The sequence below is a fragment of the Pseudarthrobacter raffinosi genome (genome assembly GCF_023913735.1).
Classification (GTDB): domain Bacteria; phylum Actinomycetota; class Actinomycetes; order Actinomycetales; family Micrococcaceae; genus Arthrobacter; species Arthrobacter raffinosi.
Window position 1 is genome coordinate 358,146 of sequence record NZ_JAMXBH010000001.1, and the last position, 16,102, is coordinate 374,247.

16 protein-coding genes are annotated in these 16,102 nt (G+C 66.1%); 14 read left to right on the top strand and 2 right to left on the bottom strand.

Annotated features, from left to right (window positions below):
- Positions 1-32: 32 nt before the first annotated feature.
- A complete protein-coding gene (locus NG698_RS01630) occupies positions 33-785 on the bottom strand; it encodes an SACE_7040 family transcriptional regulator (RefSeq protein WP_308216177.1) in 753 nt (250 codons plus the stop codon).
- 167 nt (positions 786-952) lie between these two features.
- Between NG698_RS01630 and NG698_RS01635 the strand changes: the two genes are divergently transcribed.
- From NG698_RS01635 to NG698_RS01665, 7 genes are all read left to right on the top strand, one after another.
- Positions 953-2,560, top strand: coding sequence for a carboxyl transferase domain-containing protein (locus NG698_RS01635; RefSeq protein ID WP_252607878.1), 1,608 nt, complete (start codon positions 953-955; stop codon positions 2,558-2,560).
- 7 nt (positions 2,561-2,567) lie between these two features.
- Positions 2,568-4,778 (top strand): ATP-binding protein, encoded by a 2,211-nt coding sequence (locus NG698_RS01640; RefSeq protein WP_252607879.1) that lies wholly within the window; start codon positions 2,568-2,570, stop codon positions 4,776-4,778.
- Positions 4,779-4,780: 2 nt separating this feature from the next.
- On the top strand, positions 4,781-5,944 hold the full coding sequence (locus NG698_RS01645; protein ID WP_252600006.1) for an acyl-CoA dehydrogenase family protein: 1,164 nt from the start codon (positions 4,781-4,783) through the stop codon (positions 5,942-5,944).
- A gap of 65 nt (positions 5,945-6,009) precedes the next feature.
- Positions 6,010-6,804, top strand: a complete 795-nt coding sequence (locus NG698_RS01650; RefSeq protein WP_252600007.1) for a CoA transferase subunit A — start codon at positions 6,010-6,012, stop codon at positions 6,802-6,804.
- A gap of 2 nt (positions 6,805-6,806) precedes the next feature.
- Entirely contained in the window at positions 6,807-7,574 is a 768-nt protein-coding gene (locus tag NG698_RS01655) for a CoA transferase subunit B (RefSeq protein WP_252600008.1), read from the top strand.
- On the top strand, positions 7,571-8,176 hold the full coding sequence (locus NG698_RS01660; RefSeq protein ID WP_252600009.1) for a MaoC family dehydratase: 606 nt from the start codon (positions 7,571-7,573) through the stop codon (positions 8,174-8,176). The genes NG698_RS01655 and NG698_RS01660 overlap by 4 nt, the downstream gene beginning before the upstream one ends.
- 4 nt (positions 8,177-8,180) lie before the next feature.
- Entirely contained in the window at positions 8,181-9,020 is an 840-nt protein-coding gene (locus tag NG698_RS01665) for an HpcH/HpaI aldolase/citrate lyase family protein (RefSeq protein WP_252600010.1), read from the top strand.
- 16 nt (positions 9,021-9,036) lie between these two features.
- Here NG698_RS01665 and NG698_RS01670 read toward each other — a convergent pair whose 3' ends face one another.
- Complete coding sequence (locus tag NG698_RS01670; protein WP_252607880.1) at positions 9,037-10,503, bottom strand: lipase maturation factor family protein; 1,467 nt, start codon at positions 10,501-10,503, stop codon at positions 9,037-9,039.
- A gap of 46 nt (positions 10,504-10,549) precedes the next feature.
- Between NG698_RS01670 and NG698_RS01675 the strand changes: the two genes are divergently transcribed.
- The 7 genes from NG698_RS01675 (at position 10,550) to NG698_RS01705 (ending at position 16,060) form a co-directional block, all read left to right on the top strand.
- Positions 10,550-11,296 carry a TSUP family transporter gene (locus tag NG698_RS01675; RefSeq protein ID WP_248761812.1) on the top strand — a complete coding sequence of 249 codons (747 nt, stop codon included), beginning with the start codon at positions 10,550-10,552 and terminating at the stop codon, positions 11,294-11,296.
- 46 nt (positions 11,297-11,342) lie between these two features.
- Positions 11,343-12,527, top strand: a complete 1,185-nt coding sequence (gene dxr, locus NG698_RS01680) for a 1-deoxy-D-xylulose-5-phosphate reductoisomerase (RefSeq protein ID WP_252607881.1) — start codon at positions 11,343-11,345, stop codon at positions 12,525-12,527.
- Between the two features lie 18 nt (positions 12,528-12,545).
- Positions 12,546-13,877, top strand: coding sequence for a M50 family metallopeptidase (locus tag NG698_RS01685; RefSeq protein WP_252600013.1), 1,332 nt, complete (start codon positions 12,546-12,548; stop codon positions 13,875-13,877).
- A gap of 48 nt (positions 13,878-13,925) precedes the next feature.
- Complete coding sequence (locus tag NG698_RS01690) at positions 13,926-14,363, top strand: hypothetical protein (protein ID WP_252607882.1); 438 nt, start codon at positions 13,926-13,928, stop codon at positions 14,361-14,363.
- 161 nt (positions 14,364-14,524) lie between these two features.
- Positions 14,525-15,190 (top strand): MarR family transcriptional regulator, encoded by a 666-nt coding sequence (locus NG698_RS01695; protein ID WP_252600015.1) that lies wholly within the window; start codon positions 14,525-14,527, stop codon positions 15,188-15,190.
- Positions 15,187-15,711 carry a hypothetical protein gene (locus NG698_RS01700; RefSeq protein ID WP_104063097.1) on the top strand — a complete coding sequence of 175 codons (525 nt, stop codon included), beginning with the start codon at positions 15,187-15,189 and terminating at the stop codon, positions 15,709-15,711. Before NG698_RS01695 ends, NG698_RS01700 begins: the two co-directional genes overlap by 4 nt.
- Positions 15,712-15,766: 55 nt before the next feature.
- On the top strand, positions 15,767-16,060 hold the full coding sequence (locus NG698_RS01705) for a YciI family protein (protein WP_252607883.1): 294 nt from the start codon (positions 15,767-15,769) through the stop codon (positions 16,058-16,060).
- The last annotated feature ends 42 nt before the right edge of the window (positions 16,061-16,102 follow it).

Sequence of the window (16,102 nt, forward strand, 5' to 3'; positions counted from 1 at the left end):
TCTGAGGGCCCGCTCTTGAAATCGTGTCCCGGTCAGGAGGCCGGGGGAACGTTCACCGTGAGTGCCGCCAGCGCCATGCTTTCGAGCAGCGGCCGGGCCGTTTTGGGCGCGATTTTCCGTCCGTGGTTCCGCACCGAGTGCGGCGTGGAGTTGATCAGGCCGAACGTAGCGTGGGCCCGCATCCGCAGTTCGACGGCGTCGGTGCCCGGATGCAGCAGCGCCAGGACCTCCACCCAAATCTCCACGTAGTTCCGCTGCAGTGTCCGGACCTCGGACTGGTCCTTCTGACTGAGGTTGCTGAAATCCCGGTCCTGCACCCGGATCACGTCGGGCTTGCCAAGGGCAAACTCCACTTGGAACCCCACCAGCCGGCGGAGCGCTGCGAGAGGGTCCGTAGTCTCGGCAATGACGCGCCGGCCGCCGTCGAGCAGCTCGCGGCTGACGGTAAGCAGCAGGTCTCCCAACACCGCCTGCTTGCCCTGGAAGTGGCGATAGACGGCCGGGCCGCTGACACCCGCTGCCGCGCCCAGGTCTTCCAGTGATACGCGGTTGAATCCGTGCAGGGCGAAGAGCCCCGCGGCGGCGGCAAGCAGCGCCTGGCGGCGGTTCTCCTTCGCCTGGCTGCGGGGCGTTCCGGGAGCTGCGTGGGCTGCCGCGGCCGCGGGTGTTCCCGGAGCTGCCGGCGTCGCGGAAGCGGCCTGGGCTGCCGAAACGGGTCGTGTTGCCGAGTTCGGATGCTCAGACTGGGCCGGTGCGGACGGCTTGACCGGTCGGGTGGTGGGCACGCTTTTCCTCCTAGGAACAGCAGATTCTAGCAATGTCTTGTTGTGTTGGACATCACAGTTAATAAAGACTAACCTGAATTCCAGTTATAAAGCATTAACCGAGCTGGCTTCTACGGCTCTCGCCGGAGCCTTGGTGGCTTTCAATAGATGACGAACGGATGCAGTCGATGGAGACTCTCGCCAGCCGGCTTGATGCCGCAAGTGAAGCGTTTGCTGCAAACAACGCTGCCCAGCTCGCGCTGGCCGCCGAGCTCCGGACCAGGCTGGCTGAGGCCGCGTTGGGCGGGCCGGAGAAGTCGCGGGAGCGCCATGTGGGGCGCGGGAAGCTGCTGCCCCGGGAGCGTATTGACCGGCTGCTGGATGATGGCAGCCCGTTCCTGGAGATCGCGCCGCTGGCAGCCAACGGCATGTACAACAACGACTCGCCGGGAGCCGGGGTTATTGCCGGCATCGGCCTGGTCCACGGCCGCCAGGTGCTCGTGATCTCCAACGACGCCACCGTCAAGGGCGGCACGTACTACCCGATGACCGTGAAGAAGCACCTCCGCGCCCAGGAGATAGCGCTGGAGAACCGGCTGCCGTGCATCTATCTGGTGGATTCGGGCGGGGCGTTCCTCCCGAAGCAGGACGAAGTTTTTCCCGACAAGGAGCATTTCGGCCGGATCTTCTTCAACCAGGCCAGGATGTCCGCGGCAAAGATCCCGCAGATCGCCTCCGTGATGGGCTCCTGCACCGCCGGCGGCGCTTACGTTCCGGCCATGAGCGATGAGACGGTGATCGTGCGGAACCAGGGCACTATCTTCCTGGGCGGTCCGCCGCTGGTGAAGGCTGCCATCGGGGAGATCGTCACGGCGGAGGAACTGGGCGGCGGTGACGTGCACTCGAAAATCTCCGGCGTCACCGACCACCTGGCGGAGAACGATGAGCATGCCCTGCAGATCGTCCGGGACATCGTCTCCACCCTGCCGAGGCCGGCTGCCCCTGCCTGGGATGTGGACACCGTCGTCGAGCCCCTCGCGGATCCGGCGGAGTTGTACGGCGCCGTCCCGACGGACGTCAACGCGCAATACGACGTCCACGAGGTCATTGCCCGGCTGGTGGACGGCAGCAGGTTCCACGAGTTCAAGAAGGAGTACGGCACCACCCTGGTCACGGGTTTTGCCAGGCTGCACGGGCACCCGGTGGGGATCGTGGCCAACAACGGCGTGCTCTTCAGCGAGTCCTCGCTCAAGGGCGCGCACTTCATCGAACTCTGCGACCAGCGCGGCATTCCGCTTATTTTCCTGCAGAACATTTCCGGGTTCATGGTGGGCAGGGATTCCGAGCAGGGTGGCATTGCCAAAAACGGCGCCAAGATGGTCACCGCCGTCGCCACTGCCCGGGTGCCCAAGCTGACCGTCGTCATCGGCGGGTCCTTCGGCGCCGGCAACTACTCCATGTGCGGGCGGGCGTATTCGCCGCGCTTCCTGTGGATGTGGCCGGCAAGCCGCATCTCGGTGATGGGAGGGAACCAAGCCTCCGGCGTTCTCGCAACCGTCAAGCGTGACCAGTACGAGTCCCGTGGCGAGGAATGGTCCGCCGAGGACGAGGAAGCCTTCAAGGCCCCGATCAAACAGCAATACGAGGACCAGGGCAGCCCGTACTATTCCACCGCCCGCCTCTGGGACGACGGCGTGATCGACCCCGCGGATACCCGCACCGTCCTGGGACTGGCACTCGACGTCGTCTCCCGCACCCCCCTGCCGGAGACCTCCTTCGGCCTTTTCCGGATGTGAGCCAGCCATGACCGTTTCCATGCCCGCCGTTCCTTCCGCAATCCGGCAGAAGCCGCTGTTCAGCACCGTGCTCGTCGCCAACCGCGGGGAGATCGCCTGCCGCGTCATCCGCACACTGCGTGCCCTGGGCATCCGCTCCGTAGCCGTCTACAGCGACGCCGACGCCGGGGCCCGCCACGTTCGCGAGGCTGACACCGCCGTGCGGATTGGCCCTGCCACCGCAGGAGAAAGCTACCTGAAGATCGAGGCGATCCTCCAGGCCTGCCGCGACACCGGCGCCGAGGCAGTCCACCCCGGCTACGGCTTCCTCAGCGAGAACGTCGATTTTGCCCGCGCCCTCGAAACCGCCGGCATCACCTTCATCGGCCCCGGCGTTGAGTCCCTGAACGTCATGGGCGACAAGATCCGGTCCAAGAACCACGTGGCCGGCTACGGAGTCCCCGTAGTGCCGGGCATCGCCGAACCGGGCATGACTGACGCGCAACTCATGGAGGCCGCGCCCGCCGTCGGGTTCCCGCTGCTCATCAAACCGTCAGCGGGCGGCGGCGGCAAGGGCATGCACATCGTGGAGCGCCACGAGGACCTCGAAGCCACGCTGGCCACCGCCCGCCGCGTCGCCGCGAGCGCCTTCGGCGATGACACCCTTTTCCTTGAACGGCTGGTCCGCACGCCGCGGCACATCGAGGTCCAGGTCCTGGCGGACAACCACGGCAACGTGATCCATCTGGGGGAGCGGGAGTGCTCGCTGCAGCGCCGCCACCAAAAGGTGATTGAGGAAGCGCCGTCGCCGCTGCTGGAGTCGTTGCACGACGGCGGGGCCACCCGGGCCCGGATCGGCGAGGCCGCCTGCCAGGCGGCCCGCAGCGTCCACTACAGCGGCGCGGGAACTGTGGAGTTCCTGGTCTCCGACGAGGCCCCTGACGAGTTCTTCTTTATGGAGATGAATACCCGTCTCCAGGTGGAGCACCCGGTGACCGAAATGGTCACCGGCGTGGACCTGGTCGAATGGCAGGTCCGCATCGCTGCCGGTGAGGAACTCACCTTCCGCCAGGCCGACGTCGAACTCAACGGGCACGCCGCCGAAGCCCGCGTCTACGCGGAAATCCCGGAGCGGAACTTCATGCCGTCCACCGGGACCGTGCTCCTGCTGGACGAAATGCCCGATCACGGAGCCGGCATGATCCGGGTGGATTCAGCCCTGCTCGAGGGGCTCGAGATCTCCTCCAGCTACGATCCCATGATCTCCAAAGTCATCGCGTGGGGCCCGGACCGCACCGTTGCCCTGGATACCCTGGACGCGGCACTCGCCGGCTACACAGCCCTTGGCATCGATACGAATGTTGAGTACCTGAGGCTGCTGATCAACGACGACGATGTCCGCGCCGGGCATCTCGACACCGGCCTGATCGAGCGCAAGATGCCCGACTTCGCCTTCCGGCGGATTGACGACGCCGAACTGGTCGCGGCCGCCTTGTACGCCGTTGTGAGCGGGGACCAGGACATCACGGGGACGCCCCCCGGTCCCTGGCAGGCCAGCAACGGCTGGCGGATCGGCGCGCCGGCGCCCCTGCGGATCAGCCTGGGAACGCCCGACGGCGGCATCGCAACAGTGAGAGTCACAGGCCGCGTGGCCGCCGGCCCGGTCCAGGTCTGTGTCGGTGACGGGCCATGGCGGACGGCCTCGCTGCGGTTGCCGGGCCGCGGGAGCCTGGTCCTTACCCTGGACGGCGAAACCACGGACTACTCGCTGGCGCCGGCGGACGCGGGCCCTGTCAACCTCACCCCGGACAACCTGCCCTCAGGAGTTCCCGCGGAACTGTTCCTCGGCAACGGAGGCTGGTCCTGCCGGCTGGAGCCGCTGACGCGGGAGTCTCGGCTTGTCCGGGTTCTCGCCGCCGTCGAGCGCGAGGAAGGCACCGCGGACCCGGAGGTGCGCTCGCCCATGCCCGGCACGGTGGTATCCGTTGCGGTCAGCAACGGCGACACCGTGGAAGCCGGCCAGGTCCTTCTCTCCGTGGAAGCCATGAAGATGGAACACCAGCTCGTGGCAGAGGTGGCCGGCACGGTCCACATCAGCATCAAGGCCGGTCAGCCGGTCAAAGCAGACCAGGTGCTGGCCACCATCCACCCTTCAACCACCGATTCAGACGCAGATTCACTTCAGGATTCCAACAAGGATTCCAACAAGGACTCCAACAACACAGGCAAGGGAGCCTAGCCATGGCAGATTTTGAGCTCAGCGAGGAATACCAGGACCTCAGCGACACCGTCCGGGATTTCGCGGACAACGTGGTGGCGCCGGTCTCGGCCAAGCACGATGAGGAGCACAGCTTCCCGTACGAGGTGGTGTCCCAGATGGCGGACATGGGCCTGTTCGGGCTGCCGTTCCCGGAAGCGCACGGTGGGATGGGCGGGGACTACTTCGCTTTGGCACTCGCCCTCGAACAGCTTGGCCGGGTGGACCAGTCCGTGGCCATCACGCTGGAAGCAGGCGTCTCCCTCGGCGCAATGCCGGTGTACCGGTTCGGTACCGAGGCCCAGAAAGAGGAGTGGCTCCCGCTGCTGGCCTCGGGCAAGGCACTCGCCGGCTTCGGACTCACGGAGCCGGAAGCAGGCTCTGACGCCGGCGGGACCAAAACCCACGCCCATCGTGAGAACGGCGACTGGGTGATCAACGGCAACAAGGAATTCATCACCAACTCCGGGACCGACATCACGCGCCTGGTCACGGTCACCGCGGTGACGGGTCAGAAGGAACGCAAGGATGGCAGCCTCAAGAAGCAGATTTCCACCATCCTGGTGCCCACCAATACTGCGGGTTTCAGGGCGGAGAAGGCCTACAACAAAGTGGGCTGGAACGCCTCGGACACGCACCCGCTGACGCTCAAGGACGTCCGGGTGCCGGAAGCGAACCTGCTCGGTGCGGAGGGGCGGGGTTACGCGAATTTCCTTTCCATCCTGGACGAGGGCCGGATCGCCATCGCGGCTTTGGCGACGGGGGCGGCGCAGGGCTGTGTTGACCTGTCGGTGAAGTACGCCAAGGAACGCAGCGCGTTTGGTCATCACATCGGCAAGTACCAGGCCATCTCGTTCAAGATCGCCCGCATGCAGGCCCGGGCCCATACGGCCCGCCTGGCGTACTACGACGCCGCGTCGAGGATGCTGGCGGGGAAGCCGTTCAAGACGCAGGCGGCCATCGCTAAGATGGTCGCAGGCGAGGCGGCCATGGACAACGCGCGGGATGCCACCCAGGTATTCGGCGGCTATGGCTTCATCAACGAATTCACCGTGGCACGGCACTACCGCGACTCCAAGATCCTTGAAGTCGGTGAGGGCACCACGGAAGTCCAGCTGATGCTCATCGCCCGCGAACTCGGACTGTAACAAGCCCGCTGGTCGGGAATGCCACGCGGTGGTCGAGCCTGTCGAGACCCTTGAAAGGACCAACGATGATCAACAAGGTTGTTGCCAGCGCCGAGGAAGCCATTGCGGACATTCCCGACGGCGCGTCGCTCGCGGTGGGAGGGTTCGGCCTCTGCGGAATCCCGGTGGCCTTGATCGATGCCCTGCACCGGCACGGCACGAAGGACCTCGAAACCGTCAGCAACAACTGCGGCGTGGACGACTGGGGGCTGGGCGTCCTGCTCCGTGACGGCAGGATCCGGCGGACTGTCAGTTCCTACGTCGGCGAGAACAAGGAGTTCGCGCGCCAGTACCTGTCCGGTGAGCTTGAGGTGGTCCTCACCCCGCAGGGGACGCTGGCGGAAAAGCTCCGGGCCGGCGGCGCCGGGATCCCCGCTTTCTACACCAAGGCCGGGGTCGGCACCCAGGTGTCCGACGGCGGCCTGCCGCAGAAGTACGACGCCGACGGCGGCATCGCGATTGCCTCCGCCGCCAAGGAAGTCCGGACGTTCAACGGTGTGGACTACGTCCTGGAGGAATCCCTGACGCCCGACTTCGGGCTGGTCCACGCCTGGAAGGGTGACCGCCACGGCAACCTGGTTTTCCACGCCACCGCCATGAACTTCAACCCGCTCTGCGCCATGGCGGGAAAAATCACCATCGCCGAGGTGGAGGAGCTGGTGGAACCGGGGGAGCTGGACCCCGAACACGTCCACACTCCCGGCATCTTTGTCCAGCGGGTGGTGGTTGTGCCCGCCGGTGAGAAGCGGATCGAGAAGCGGACCGTCGCCCTTGCCCAGGCTGCCGGAACCGAAAGCGCCACCGAACAGGCAGGAGCGTAGCCATGGAGTCCAACAGCACGCAGGGAGCACCTCCCCGCCCCGAAGCCGTACGGCCCGAATACCGGCGTGCCACCGTCGGCCATCCGGAAGGCACCAATCCGGAGGGCAAAGGGTGGACGCGCAACGAACTGGCCGCCCGGGTGGCCCGGGAGCTCAGCAACGGACAGTACGTCAACCTCGGCATCGGCATGCCCACGCTCATTCCCAACTACATCCCGGCAGGCGTCGAGGTGGTGCTCCACTCGGAGAACGGGATCCTGGGCGTGGGACCATACCCCAGCGAGGACGCGGTGGATCCGGACCTCATCAACGCCGGCAAGGAAACCGTCACGGTCAACAAGGGGGCCGCGTTCTTCGACTCCGCCTCGTCGTTCGGCATGATCCGCGGCGGGCACGTTGACGTGGCCGTGCTCGGCGCCATGGAAGTGGCGCAGAACGGCGACCTGGCCAACTGGATGATCCCGGGCAAGATGGTCAAAGGCATGGGCGGGGCCATGGACCTGGTCTTCGGCGCCAAGAAGGTGATCGTGATGATGGAACACGTGGACCGCAACGGCAACCCCAAAATCGTGGAGCACTGCTCTCTGCCGCTGACCGGCAAGGCCTGCGTGGACCGGATCATCACCGACCTCGCCGTGATCGACGTCGTCACCGAAGGCGGGCGGTCCCGGTTGGTTCTCCGCGAACTGGCCCCCAACGTCTCCGTGGAGGACGTGGCCGCGGCCACCGGCGCCGAGCTGTTCGAAGAGGACCAGGAGCTCACCGTATGAGCGGGGCTTCGGCGGGCTCAACCCCCGACGGTCCGGGCGCAACCACCGCCGCCCCCCGCGTCATCGAGCAGCGCGGCCTGTACTTTGATGAGCTCGAAGAAGGCGTTGTCTACGCGCACCGGCCCGGCCGCACCGTGACCGAGGCGGACAACGTCCTGTTCACCACGCTCACCATGAACACCCAGGCCCTGCACCTGGATGCCGCCTGGAGCGCAGGGCAGCCGTTCGGCCAGCGGCTGGTCAACTCCATGTTCACGCTGTCCACCCTGGTGGGGCAGTCCGTCTCCCAGCTCACCCAGGGCACCATCATCGCCCAGCTGGGCCTGACCGACGTCTCTTTCCCGCACCCGCTGTACCACGGGGACACGCTCTACACGGAGACGGTGATCACCGGCAAACGGCTCTCGGGATCGCGACCCGGCCAGGGGATTGTGACCATGCAGCACACCGGGCGGAACCAGGACGGCACCGTGGTGGCGCTGGCCACTCGGAGCTGCCTGATGTGGAACCGGGACGCCCATGTGGCGCAGTCTTCTGGACAATACGTGCAGCCTGCGGGAGCTGAAAAGGGGAGCGTGCCGGGCCCCAAAAGAGGACAATGACCGTATGACATTTGTGATGGGTCCCGCCCTGCTCTTCTGCCCTGCCGACCGCCCGGAGCGCTTCCCCAAGGCCGCCCAACGCGCCGACGCTGTCATCGTGGACCTCGAGGACGCCGTGGCACCCGCGGACAAACAGCGGGCGCGCGGCGCCATCCTGGCCCAGCTGGGCGCTGCCGGGGAGGGGCCCGAACTTGACCCCAGCCGCACCATCATCAGGATCAACCCGGCGGGCACCGACGAGTTCGAGAAGGACCTGCACTGCCTGGCCCACACCCCGTACCGCACGGTGATGCTGGCCAAGGCTGAGAGTGCGGCCCAGCTCGAAGCCCTGGCGGACTACCACGTCATCGCCCTGTGCGAGACCGCAGCCGGGGTCCTGAACGCGCCCGCCATCGCGGCGGCCCCCAACGTGGTGGCACTGATGTGGGGCGCCGAGGACCTCCTGGCTTCCCTTAGCGGTACGTCCAGCAGAGCGGACGACGGCGGCTACCGCGCCGTGGCGCTGCATGCCCGGTCCGCGGTGCTGCTCGCCGCCCGGGCTTTCGGGAAAGAAGCCGTGGACGCCGTGTACGTCAACATCCCGGACCTTGACGGGCTGGCTCTGGAGGCCGCTGATGCCGCAGCGTCAGGATTCGGCTCCAAAGCCTGCATCCATCCCACGCAGGCGGCCGTTGTACGGGGCGCCTACGCCCCGTCCGAGGCCGACGTCGCCGCCGCCACAGAACTGCTGCAGGTCGCGGCTGTTGCCGGATCCGGCGTGTTCCAGCACGGCGGCAAAATGATCGACGGCCCCATCCTCAAGCACGCCGAAGCCACCATCCGCCGGGCAGGCATCCACTCCTAGGGCTGCGGGCACCGAATCACCGCCGCCGCCTCCGGGAACCGCCGAGCGAAAGCGGCGGGATGGCCTCATAGAGCGGCATCCGGACCCAGCGCTCGCCCGTCTCCCGGAACTCAGCCCTGGTGGCGAATCGGTACAGGTAGCTGTTGACACGCACCCAGCGCGGCGGATCGCCGTCGAACGGGTCGGCGCGGAGCAGCCGCAGCGTCCGCTGGTCCGCCTCCAGCAGTTTCGTGAGGAACGCGTAAAACCACTCCTCGTGGACGGTGCGCAACGGCAGGAACCACATCAGCCAGTCCAGCCGCAGGTGGTAGGGCGCCCACTGGCGGGGCAGCCGGCGGAGATCTCCGGGTTTGCCCTTAAACCCATATTCGCGCCAGTCTGCTGAGTCCTCAGGTTCTTCGTCGAGGGTGCCTTCCACGACGATCTCGACGCGGTGCTTGGTCACGGTGCCAAACGCGCCATACGTGTTGACCAGCTGCCAGCGGTTGAAGCTGGCATTCATCAGCTGCCCCTTGGAGAGCAGGTTGCGCACGGGCCAGTAGCTGAGGACTACCAGCAGCATTGTGGCCACAAGGGTGACGGCAAGCCAGTACGGGGGACTGCCGCGGCTGCCTTCCTCAGGATCCCCGTCCAGCGGCAGGAACGGCAATACGGCGCGGGCCACGGGGTCGCTGACCGCGGCGAAGGCCAGCACAATGGCCATCCAGTTCAGCCACGCGAAGTTGCCGCTGGCCACCAGCCACAGCTGGGTGAAGATGATGATTCCGGCGGCGGCGCTTGCCACGGGTTGCGGTGCGAAGAGGAAGAACGGCACCACGAGCTGGGCGAAATGGTTCCCCAGGACCTCCAGCCGGTGGAAGGGTTTGGGCAGGAGATGAGCCTGGCGGCTCAGTGGCCCCGGCATCGGCTGCGTTTCATGGTGATAGTAGAGGGCGGTCAGATCACGCCACTCCAGGCCGCCGCGGATCTTGATCATCCCGGCGCCGAACTCCAGCCGGAACACGAGCCAGGCCAACAGGATCAGGATGGTGCGCGGCGGCTCCGTCTGGTCCGAGCCAAGGCAGGCCACCGTGAACCCGGCCTCCAGCAGCAGCATTTCCCAGCCGAAGCCATAAAACGTCTGCCCCACGTTGACGATCGACATGTAAAGCAGCCACAGGGCCAGAAATGCGATCAGCGGAACCCACGGCGGCCCAAGCTGGGGGATGCCGGCCACCAGGAGGGCGGAAATTGCCAGTCCGGTGAGGCAGGCACCACGCAGCAGCCGGTCCGAATAGCGCCAACGGAACAGCGTGGGCCGCCGGCGCGCGCTGAACCCTTCCAGATAGTCCGGAACCGGCAACAGGCCACGTTCGCCCAGCAGCGCAGGGAACTGGTTCAGGGAGGACAGGAACGCAACAAAGAACAGTGCCGCCACACCCCGCTGCAGCACTTGCCGGGCGAATCCGTACTCCGGCGCATCGAACCAGGTAACCCAGTCCACGCAATCCACGTTACGCCCGGCGTCGCTGTCCGCCCACTAGGATCGGATGGTGTTTGCATTGGTGCTCATTGCCGTTGTTGCAGGGGCGCTGGCCCAGCGGCTGGCCGGCCTCGGATTCGGCCTTCTCGTCTCTCCCGTCCTGGTGGTGCTGCTCGGCCCCTTCGACGGCGTCATGATCATCAACCTGTGCGGCGCAGCCTCATCCCTCCTGATCCTCTCCAGGGTCTGGCGGCATGTGGAGTGGAAGCGCTACTTCGGACTGGCGCTCGCGGCCCTCGCAGGGGTATTGCCGGGTGCCTGGTTGGCCAGCAACGTGGCCGAAGCGCCGCTGGAGATCTGCATCGGCATCCTCCTCATCATCGCCCTGCTGGCTTCGCAGCGGCTGACCCGCAGCTCCTGGCGCGCCAGTGGCCCCGTTCCCATGGTCTCCCTCGGCTTCACCAGCGGACTGATGAACGCGGCAGCGGGCGTCGGCGGGCCGGCCATCACCGCGTACGCCATTGCTACCCGGTGGGAGCAGAAGAGTTTCGGCGCCACCCTCCAGCCCTATTTCGTGACCACCGGACTGTCTTCCCTGGTGATCAAGTACGTACTATCCGGTGGACATGTTCCCGGACTGGACGGCTGGCAATGGCTCAGCATCCTGGCCGCCATGGTGGCGGGAATCATCGCGGGCGATCTGCTGTCGGGCAAGGTCAAACCGGCTGCCGTGCGGCGGATCGTTGTGGCCATCGCCTACATCGGAGCCGTGTCCACGCTGGCCAAGGGTTTCATCGAGCTGGCGGCGGGCTGACCGGACCGCGGGCCAGGTGCGGGCCGGGGTGCGGGATACTTAACCAATGCAGCCTCGCAGAATCGTCATCCTCGGATCCACCGGTTCCATCGGCACCCAGGCGATTGACGTCGTCGACGGCGCCCCGCACCTTTTTGAGGTAGTGGCGCTCAGCGCCGGCGGAGGGAACCTGCAGCTCCTGGCCCGCCAGGCCGTCCACACCGGTGCCGCCGCTGTGGGCATCGCCGCGGGGGATCCGCGCAAGCTGCGGGACCTGATCTCCGAGGCTGCCCGCCTCGCCGGGCGGCAGGACTACCGCCCCGAAATCATCGCCGGCCCGGACGCCTCGGCCCGCATCGCCGCGGTAGAAGCGGACGTAGTGCTCAACGGCATTACCGGCTCCATCGGGCTCGCCCCGACCCTCGCCGCCCTGAAATCAGGTGCAACGCTGGCGCTGGCCAACAAGGAATCGCTGATCGTCGGCGGAGCGCTCGTCAAGGCCGCCGCCCGCGAGGGGCAGATCGTGCCGGTGGATTCCGAGCACTCAGCGATAGCGCAGTGCCTGCGCTCCGGCTCCGCGGTCGAGGTTGAGAAGCTCATCCTGACGGCCTCCGGAGGGCCTTTCCGCGGCCGGACAACGGAACAGCTCCACGACGTGACGCCGAAAGAGGCCCTGGCGCACCCCACGTGGGACATGGGGCTGATGGTCACCACTAACTCGGCCACGCTCGTCAACAAGGGCCTTGAGCTCATCGAGGCCCATCTGCTGTTCGACGTGCCGCTGGACCGGATCGACGTTGTGGTCCACCCGCAGTCGGTGGTCCACTCCATGGTCCAGTTCATTGACGGGTCCGTCATCGCCCAGGCGTCCCCGCCGGACATGCGCCTCCCCATTGCCTTAGGGCTGGGCTGGCCGGACAGGGTCCCCAAAGCGGCCTCCCCGTGTGACTGGACCAAAGCCACCAGCTGGACGTTCGAACCGCTGGACACCGTCGCTTTCCCGGCCGTGGACTTGGCCAAGGACGCCGCCAAGCAGGGGAGTACTTTTCCCGCCGTCTTTAACGCGGCAAACGAGGAAGCGGTCATGGCGTTCCACTCGGGACGCATCCGCTTCACCGAAATTGTGGACACCATCGATGCTGTCCTCAGCGAACATTCAGGATCCTCCGGGCTGACGCTGGAGTCGGTACTGGATGCTGAAGACTGGGCACGCACGCGTGCCCACGAACGTTTAGCAGTCAGCAGTCTCTAGGAAGCAGCAGATCCACGCATGAGCCCCGTCCTCCTCTTTATCCTCGGCGTCGTCTTTGTGGCGATCGGCATTGCCGTGTCCATTGCGCTGCACGAAGTGGGGCACCTGGTGCCCGCCAAGCTGTTCAAGGTGCGTGTCACCAAGTACATGATCGGCTTCGGCCCCACCCTGTGGTCCAAGCGGAAGGGTGAAACTGAATACGGCGTGAAAGCGATCCCGCTGGGTGGCTACGTGTCCATGATCGGCATGTATCCGCCCAACAAGGACGACGGCACCGTCCGCCCTTCCAGCACCGGCATGTTCCAGACACTGGCCACGGAAGCCCGGTCCATGGCACACGAGGAAGTGGGACCGGAGGACGCAAACCGCGTGTTCTACCGGCTGCCGGTGTGGAAGAAAATCATCGTGATGCTGGGCGGGCCGGCCATGAACCTGCTGATCGGCGTGATCCTGACCGCCGTCCTGCTGATGGGCTTCGGCATGGCCACGGCCACCACCACCATCGCCGACGTCTCCAAGTGCCAGGTGGCGGCCGGCGAGACCGTTGATCCCGATTCCCCGGACTGCCAGCTGACCCCCGCGGCCGCTGCCGGGCTCCTGCCCAACGACGTGGTCACCTCCTTTGACGGGAAAGCTGTCACCGGCTGGGACGAGCTGACCGAATGGATCCGGACCTCCGCGGGCAGGGAAGTCAGCATTACTGTGGAGCGCGACGGCGCGCCCGTCACCACCACGGTGACGCCGGTGCTCTCCGCCCGCCCCGTCGTCGGCGTGGACGGACGCCAGGCAAAGGACGACGCCGGCACCCTCCTGTACCAGGACGTCGGCTTCCTGGGCATCGGCGCGCAGACCGAACTGGTTCCCCAGCCGGCGTCGTCCGTCCTGCCCATGGCGGGCGAAAACATCAAGCAAGTGGCCGGCGTCGTCTTCAATCTGCCCGCCCGGGTGGTGGGCGTTGCCAAGGCGGCCTTCAGCGAGGAAGAGCGCGACCCCAACGGCCCCATCAGCGTGGTGGGCGTGGGGCGCGTGGCCGGTGAAGTGGCGGCCATGGAGGAAGTGCCGCTGCAGTCCAGGATTGGGGCACTGGTAGGGCTGCTCGCCGGCTTGAACTTTGCGCTTGCGGTCTTCAACCTGATCCCGCTGCTTCCGCTCGACGGCGGCCATGTGGCCGGAGCGCTGTACGAGGGGGCGCGGCGGCGGGTGGCCAAGCTGTTCGGCAAACCGGATCCGGGCGCTTTCGACATCGCCAAACTGCTTCCCGTGACTTACGTGGTGGCCACGTTGCTGATGGGCATGAGTTTGTTGCTGATTTATGCCGACATCGTGAAGCCGGTGAACCTGTTCGGCTGACTCCTGCGGACGTCTGGCTGGACGGATGTCCCGGATCTACCATGAAACATGGGCACGTTCGCCGTCCAATCAAAGAGCATTAGCCGCTGGATCCGGGCCGGGTTGTGGGCGCTGCCTGTCTCGTGGCTTGTCACCGCCTGGTCCACGCTGGACCCGCATCCGGACCAGGCGAAGGACCCGGAGGCGTGGGCCCGTTTTGTCAGCTCCGATGCGTACCAGATCAGCCATCTTTTCGGCAGTACCGCAGGCACCATCCTGGCCCTGTTCGGTTTCTTTGCTTTGGGCTGTTCCATGGCCAACAGCAGGACGGGGAGCCTGGCAATCGCCTCAATGGTCACAGCTGTTGCCGGCACGGCTTTGCTGCTTGTTCCGGCGGTGATTTCCACGTTTTGCTGGGCCTGCTGCTCGTATTCGTTGGCACGGTGCTGCTGGGGATCGCGGTATGGCGTTCCGACGTGCTGCCGCGCCGGGCTGGGGCCGTACTGATGGCAGGCGCCGGTGGGTGGATCGCCTGGAGCGGATCCCGGCAGGCCACGACAGCACCTGATCGGATCGGGTGATTCTCGAAAATCAGTCTTTATTGGCTGATATTTAATAATCAGCTATTTTTGATTGATTATGAGTGATCACCTGCGTACGGTTAGGGCATGTACGTACTGACCATCGACCAGCGAGGCAGCACTGCCGACGTCGACCGTGTTCCCGATCTGATCGCCGCACTGCGCAGCCTCACACCGGCGCCCTTCGAACGGTCCGTGGGTGATGAACTCCAGGGTGTGGTGGAACATGCCGAGGACGTAGTGGAGATCGCCTTGTACGCACTCCGGAGCGGGCGCTGGTACGTCGGGATCGGGATCGGGGCCGTACAGCTCACCCCGGGCGGAAGCCCCCGGGAAGGTTCCGGGAGCGGCTTTGTGGCAGCGCGAAAGGCCGTGGAACTCGCCAAGGGCTCGGCTGGTCAGGTGCCATTGTCGGTGGTGTCCGGCAGTATTGGCCGTGGACGGGAGATGCCTCCCCACGCCAAGGAGGGAGCCATGACCAGTGCAAATGCCCAGGCGGTGCTTCGCCTGATCGGACGGGTGGTGCAGCAACGCACACCAGCCCAGTGGCGGGTGGTGGACCGGTTGCGCGCGCTCCAGGGCGGCGAGGGAAAGCATGGCAGCCAGAAACACGTGGCCCAGGAACTGGGAATCACGGAGCAGTCGGTGAGCCGTGCTGTGCTTAGGTCCGGCTGGCTTGAGGAATGGGCGGCCAGGCCTGCCGCGGCCATGCTCCTGGACCACGCCCATTCCCAGATTGAAGGAGAACGGTGAACGCACTCTGGATCGCAGTTGCGCTGTTGGTGGCCGGATTCGCAGGATGGCCGGTGACCGCACTGGTGTTCCGGCTCGCCAGGACCATTGACGACAAAGCGGACGCGGCCACCAAGTCGGACCAGGACGCATCAGCCCAGGACCCTTCAGCCGACGTCACGGTAGACACCGTTTCGGAAGCCCCGCGGGCCGGTACGGGGCAAACCGTCGACGGCGAGCTGACCACGGGTGGCGGCCAGCCGCCGTCGGACGTTCCTCAGGTGGCGCCGGCGCTGCCGGCCCAGCGGATCCTGCGGGGTGGGGCAATCATCGGAGTCCTGGAACGGTTGGGCGTCTGCGTGGCCATCCTGACCGGACAGCCGGTGGCCATTGCCTACATCGTGGCTATCAAGGGCCTGGGCAGGTTCGCCGAATTGAAAGAGACCCCCGTGGCTGCGGAGCGGTTCATCATCGGAACGCTCACGTCCATGCTGTGGGCTGCGGGAACGGCGGCAGTGATCAAGGTAGTGTTCCTGCAGTGAGTCTTGCTGACTGCCCGGATCGGCGACAGCCCACCCCTGGGGATAGGGTGTCTTTATGACTGTTTTTGCCGTTGAGTATGTGTACGCCGCCGATTCCTCCGCCGTCCGTGATGATCACCGCCCCGCGCACCGCGCCTGGCTGGCGGGTCTGGCGGACGAGGGCCAGCTGCTGACCAGCGGACCCTACGGTGACGGGGCGGGCGCCCTGCTGATCTTCAAGGTCCAGGACGAAACCCACGTGAACGATCTCCTCAAGCAGGACCCGTTCGCCGTCGCCGGCACCATTGCCGGGATCCGGACAACCGAGTGGACTCCCGTGATCGGCCTCCTGGCCGCGCACGCATCCTGATTCCCGGACCCTTTTTTACTACCGAAACACCTACCCAAGGAG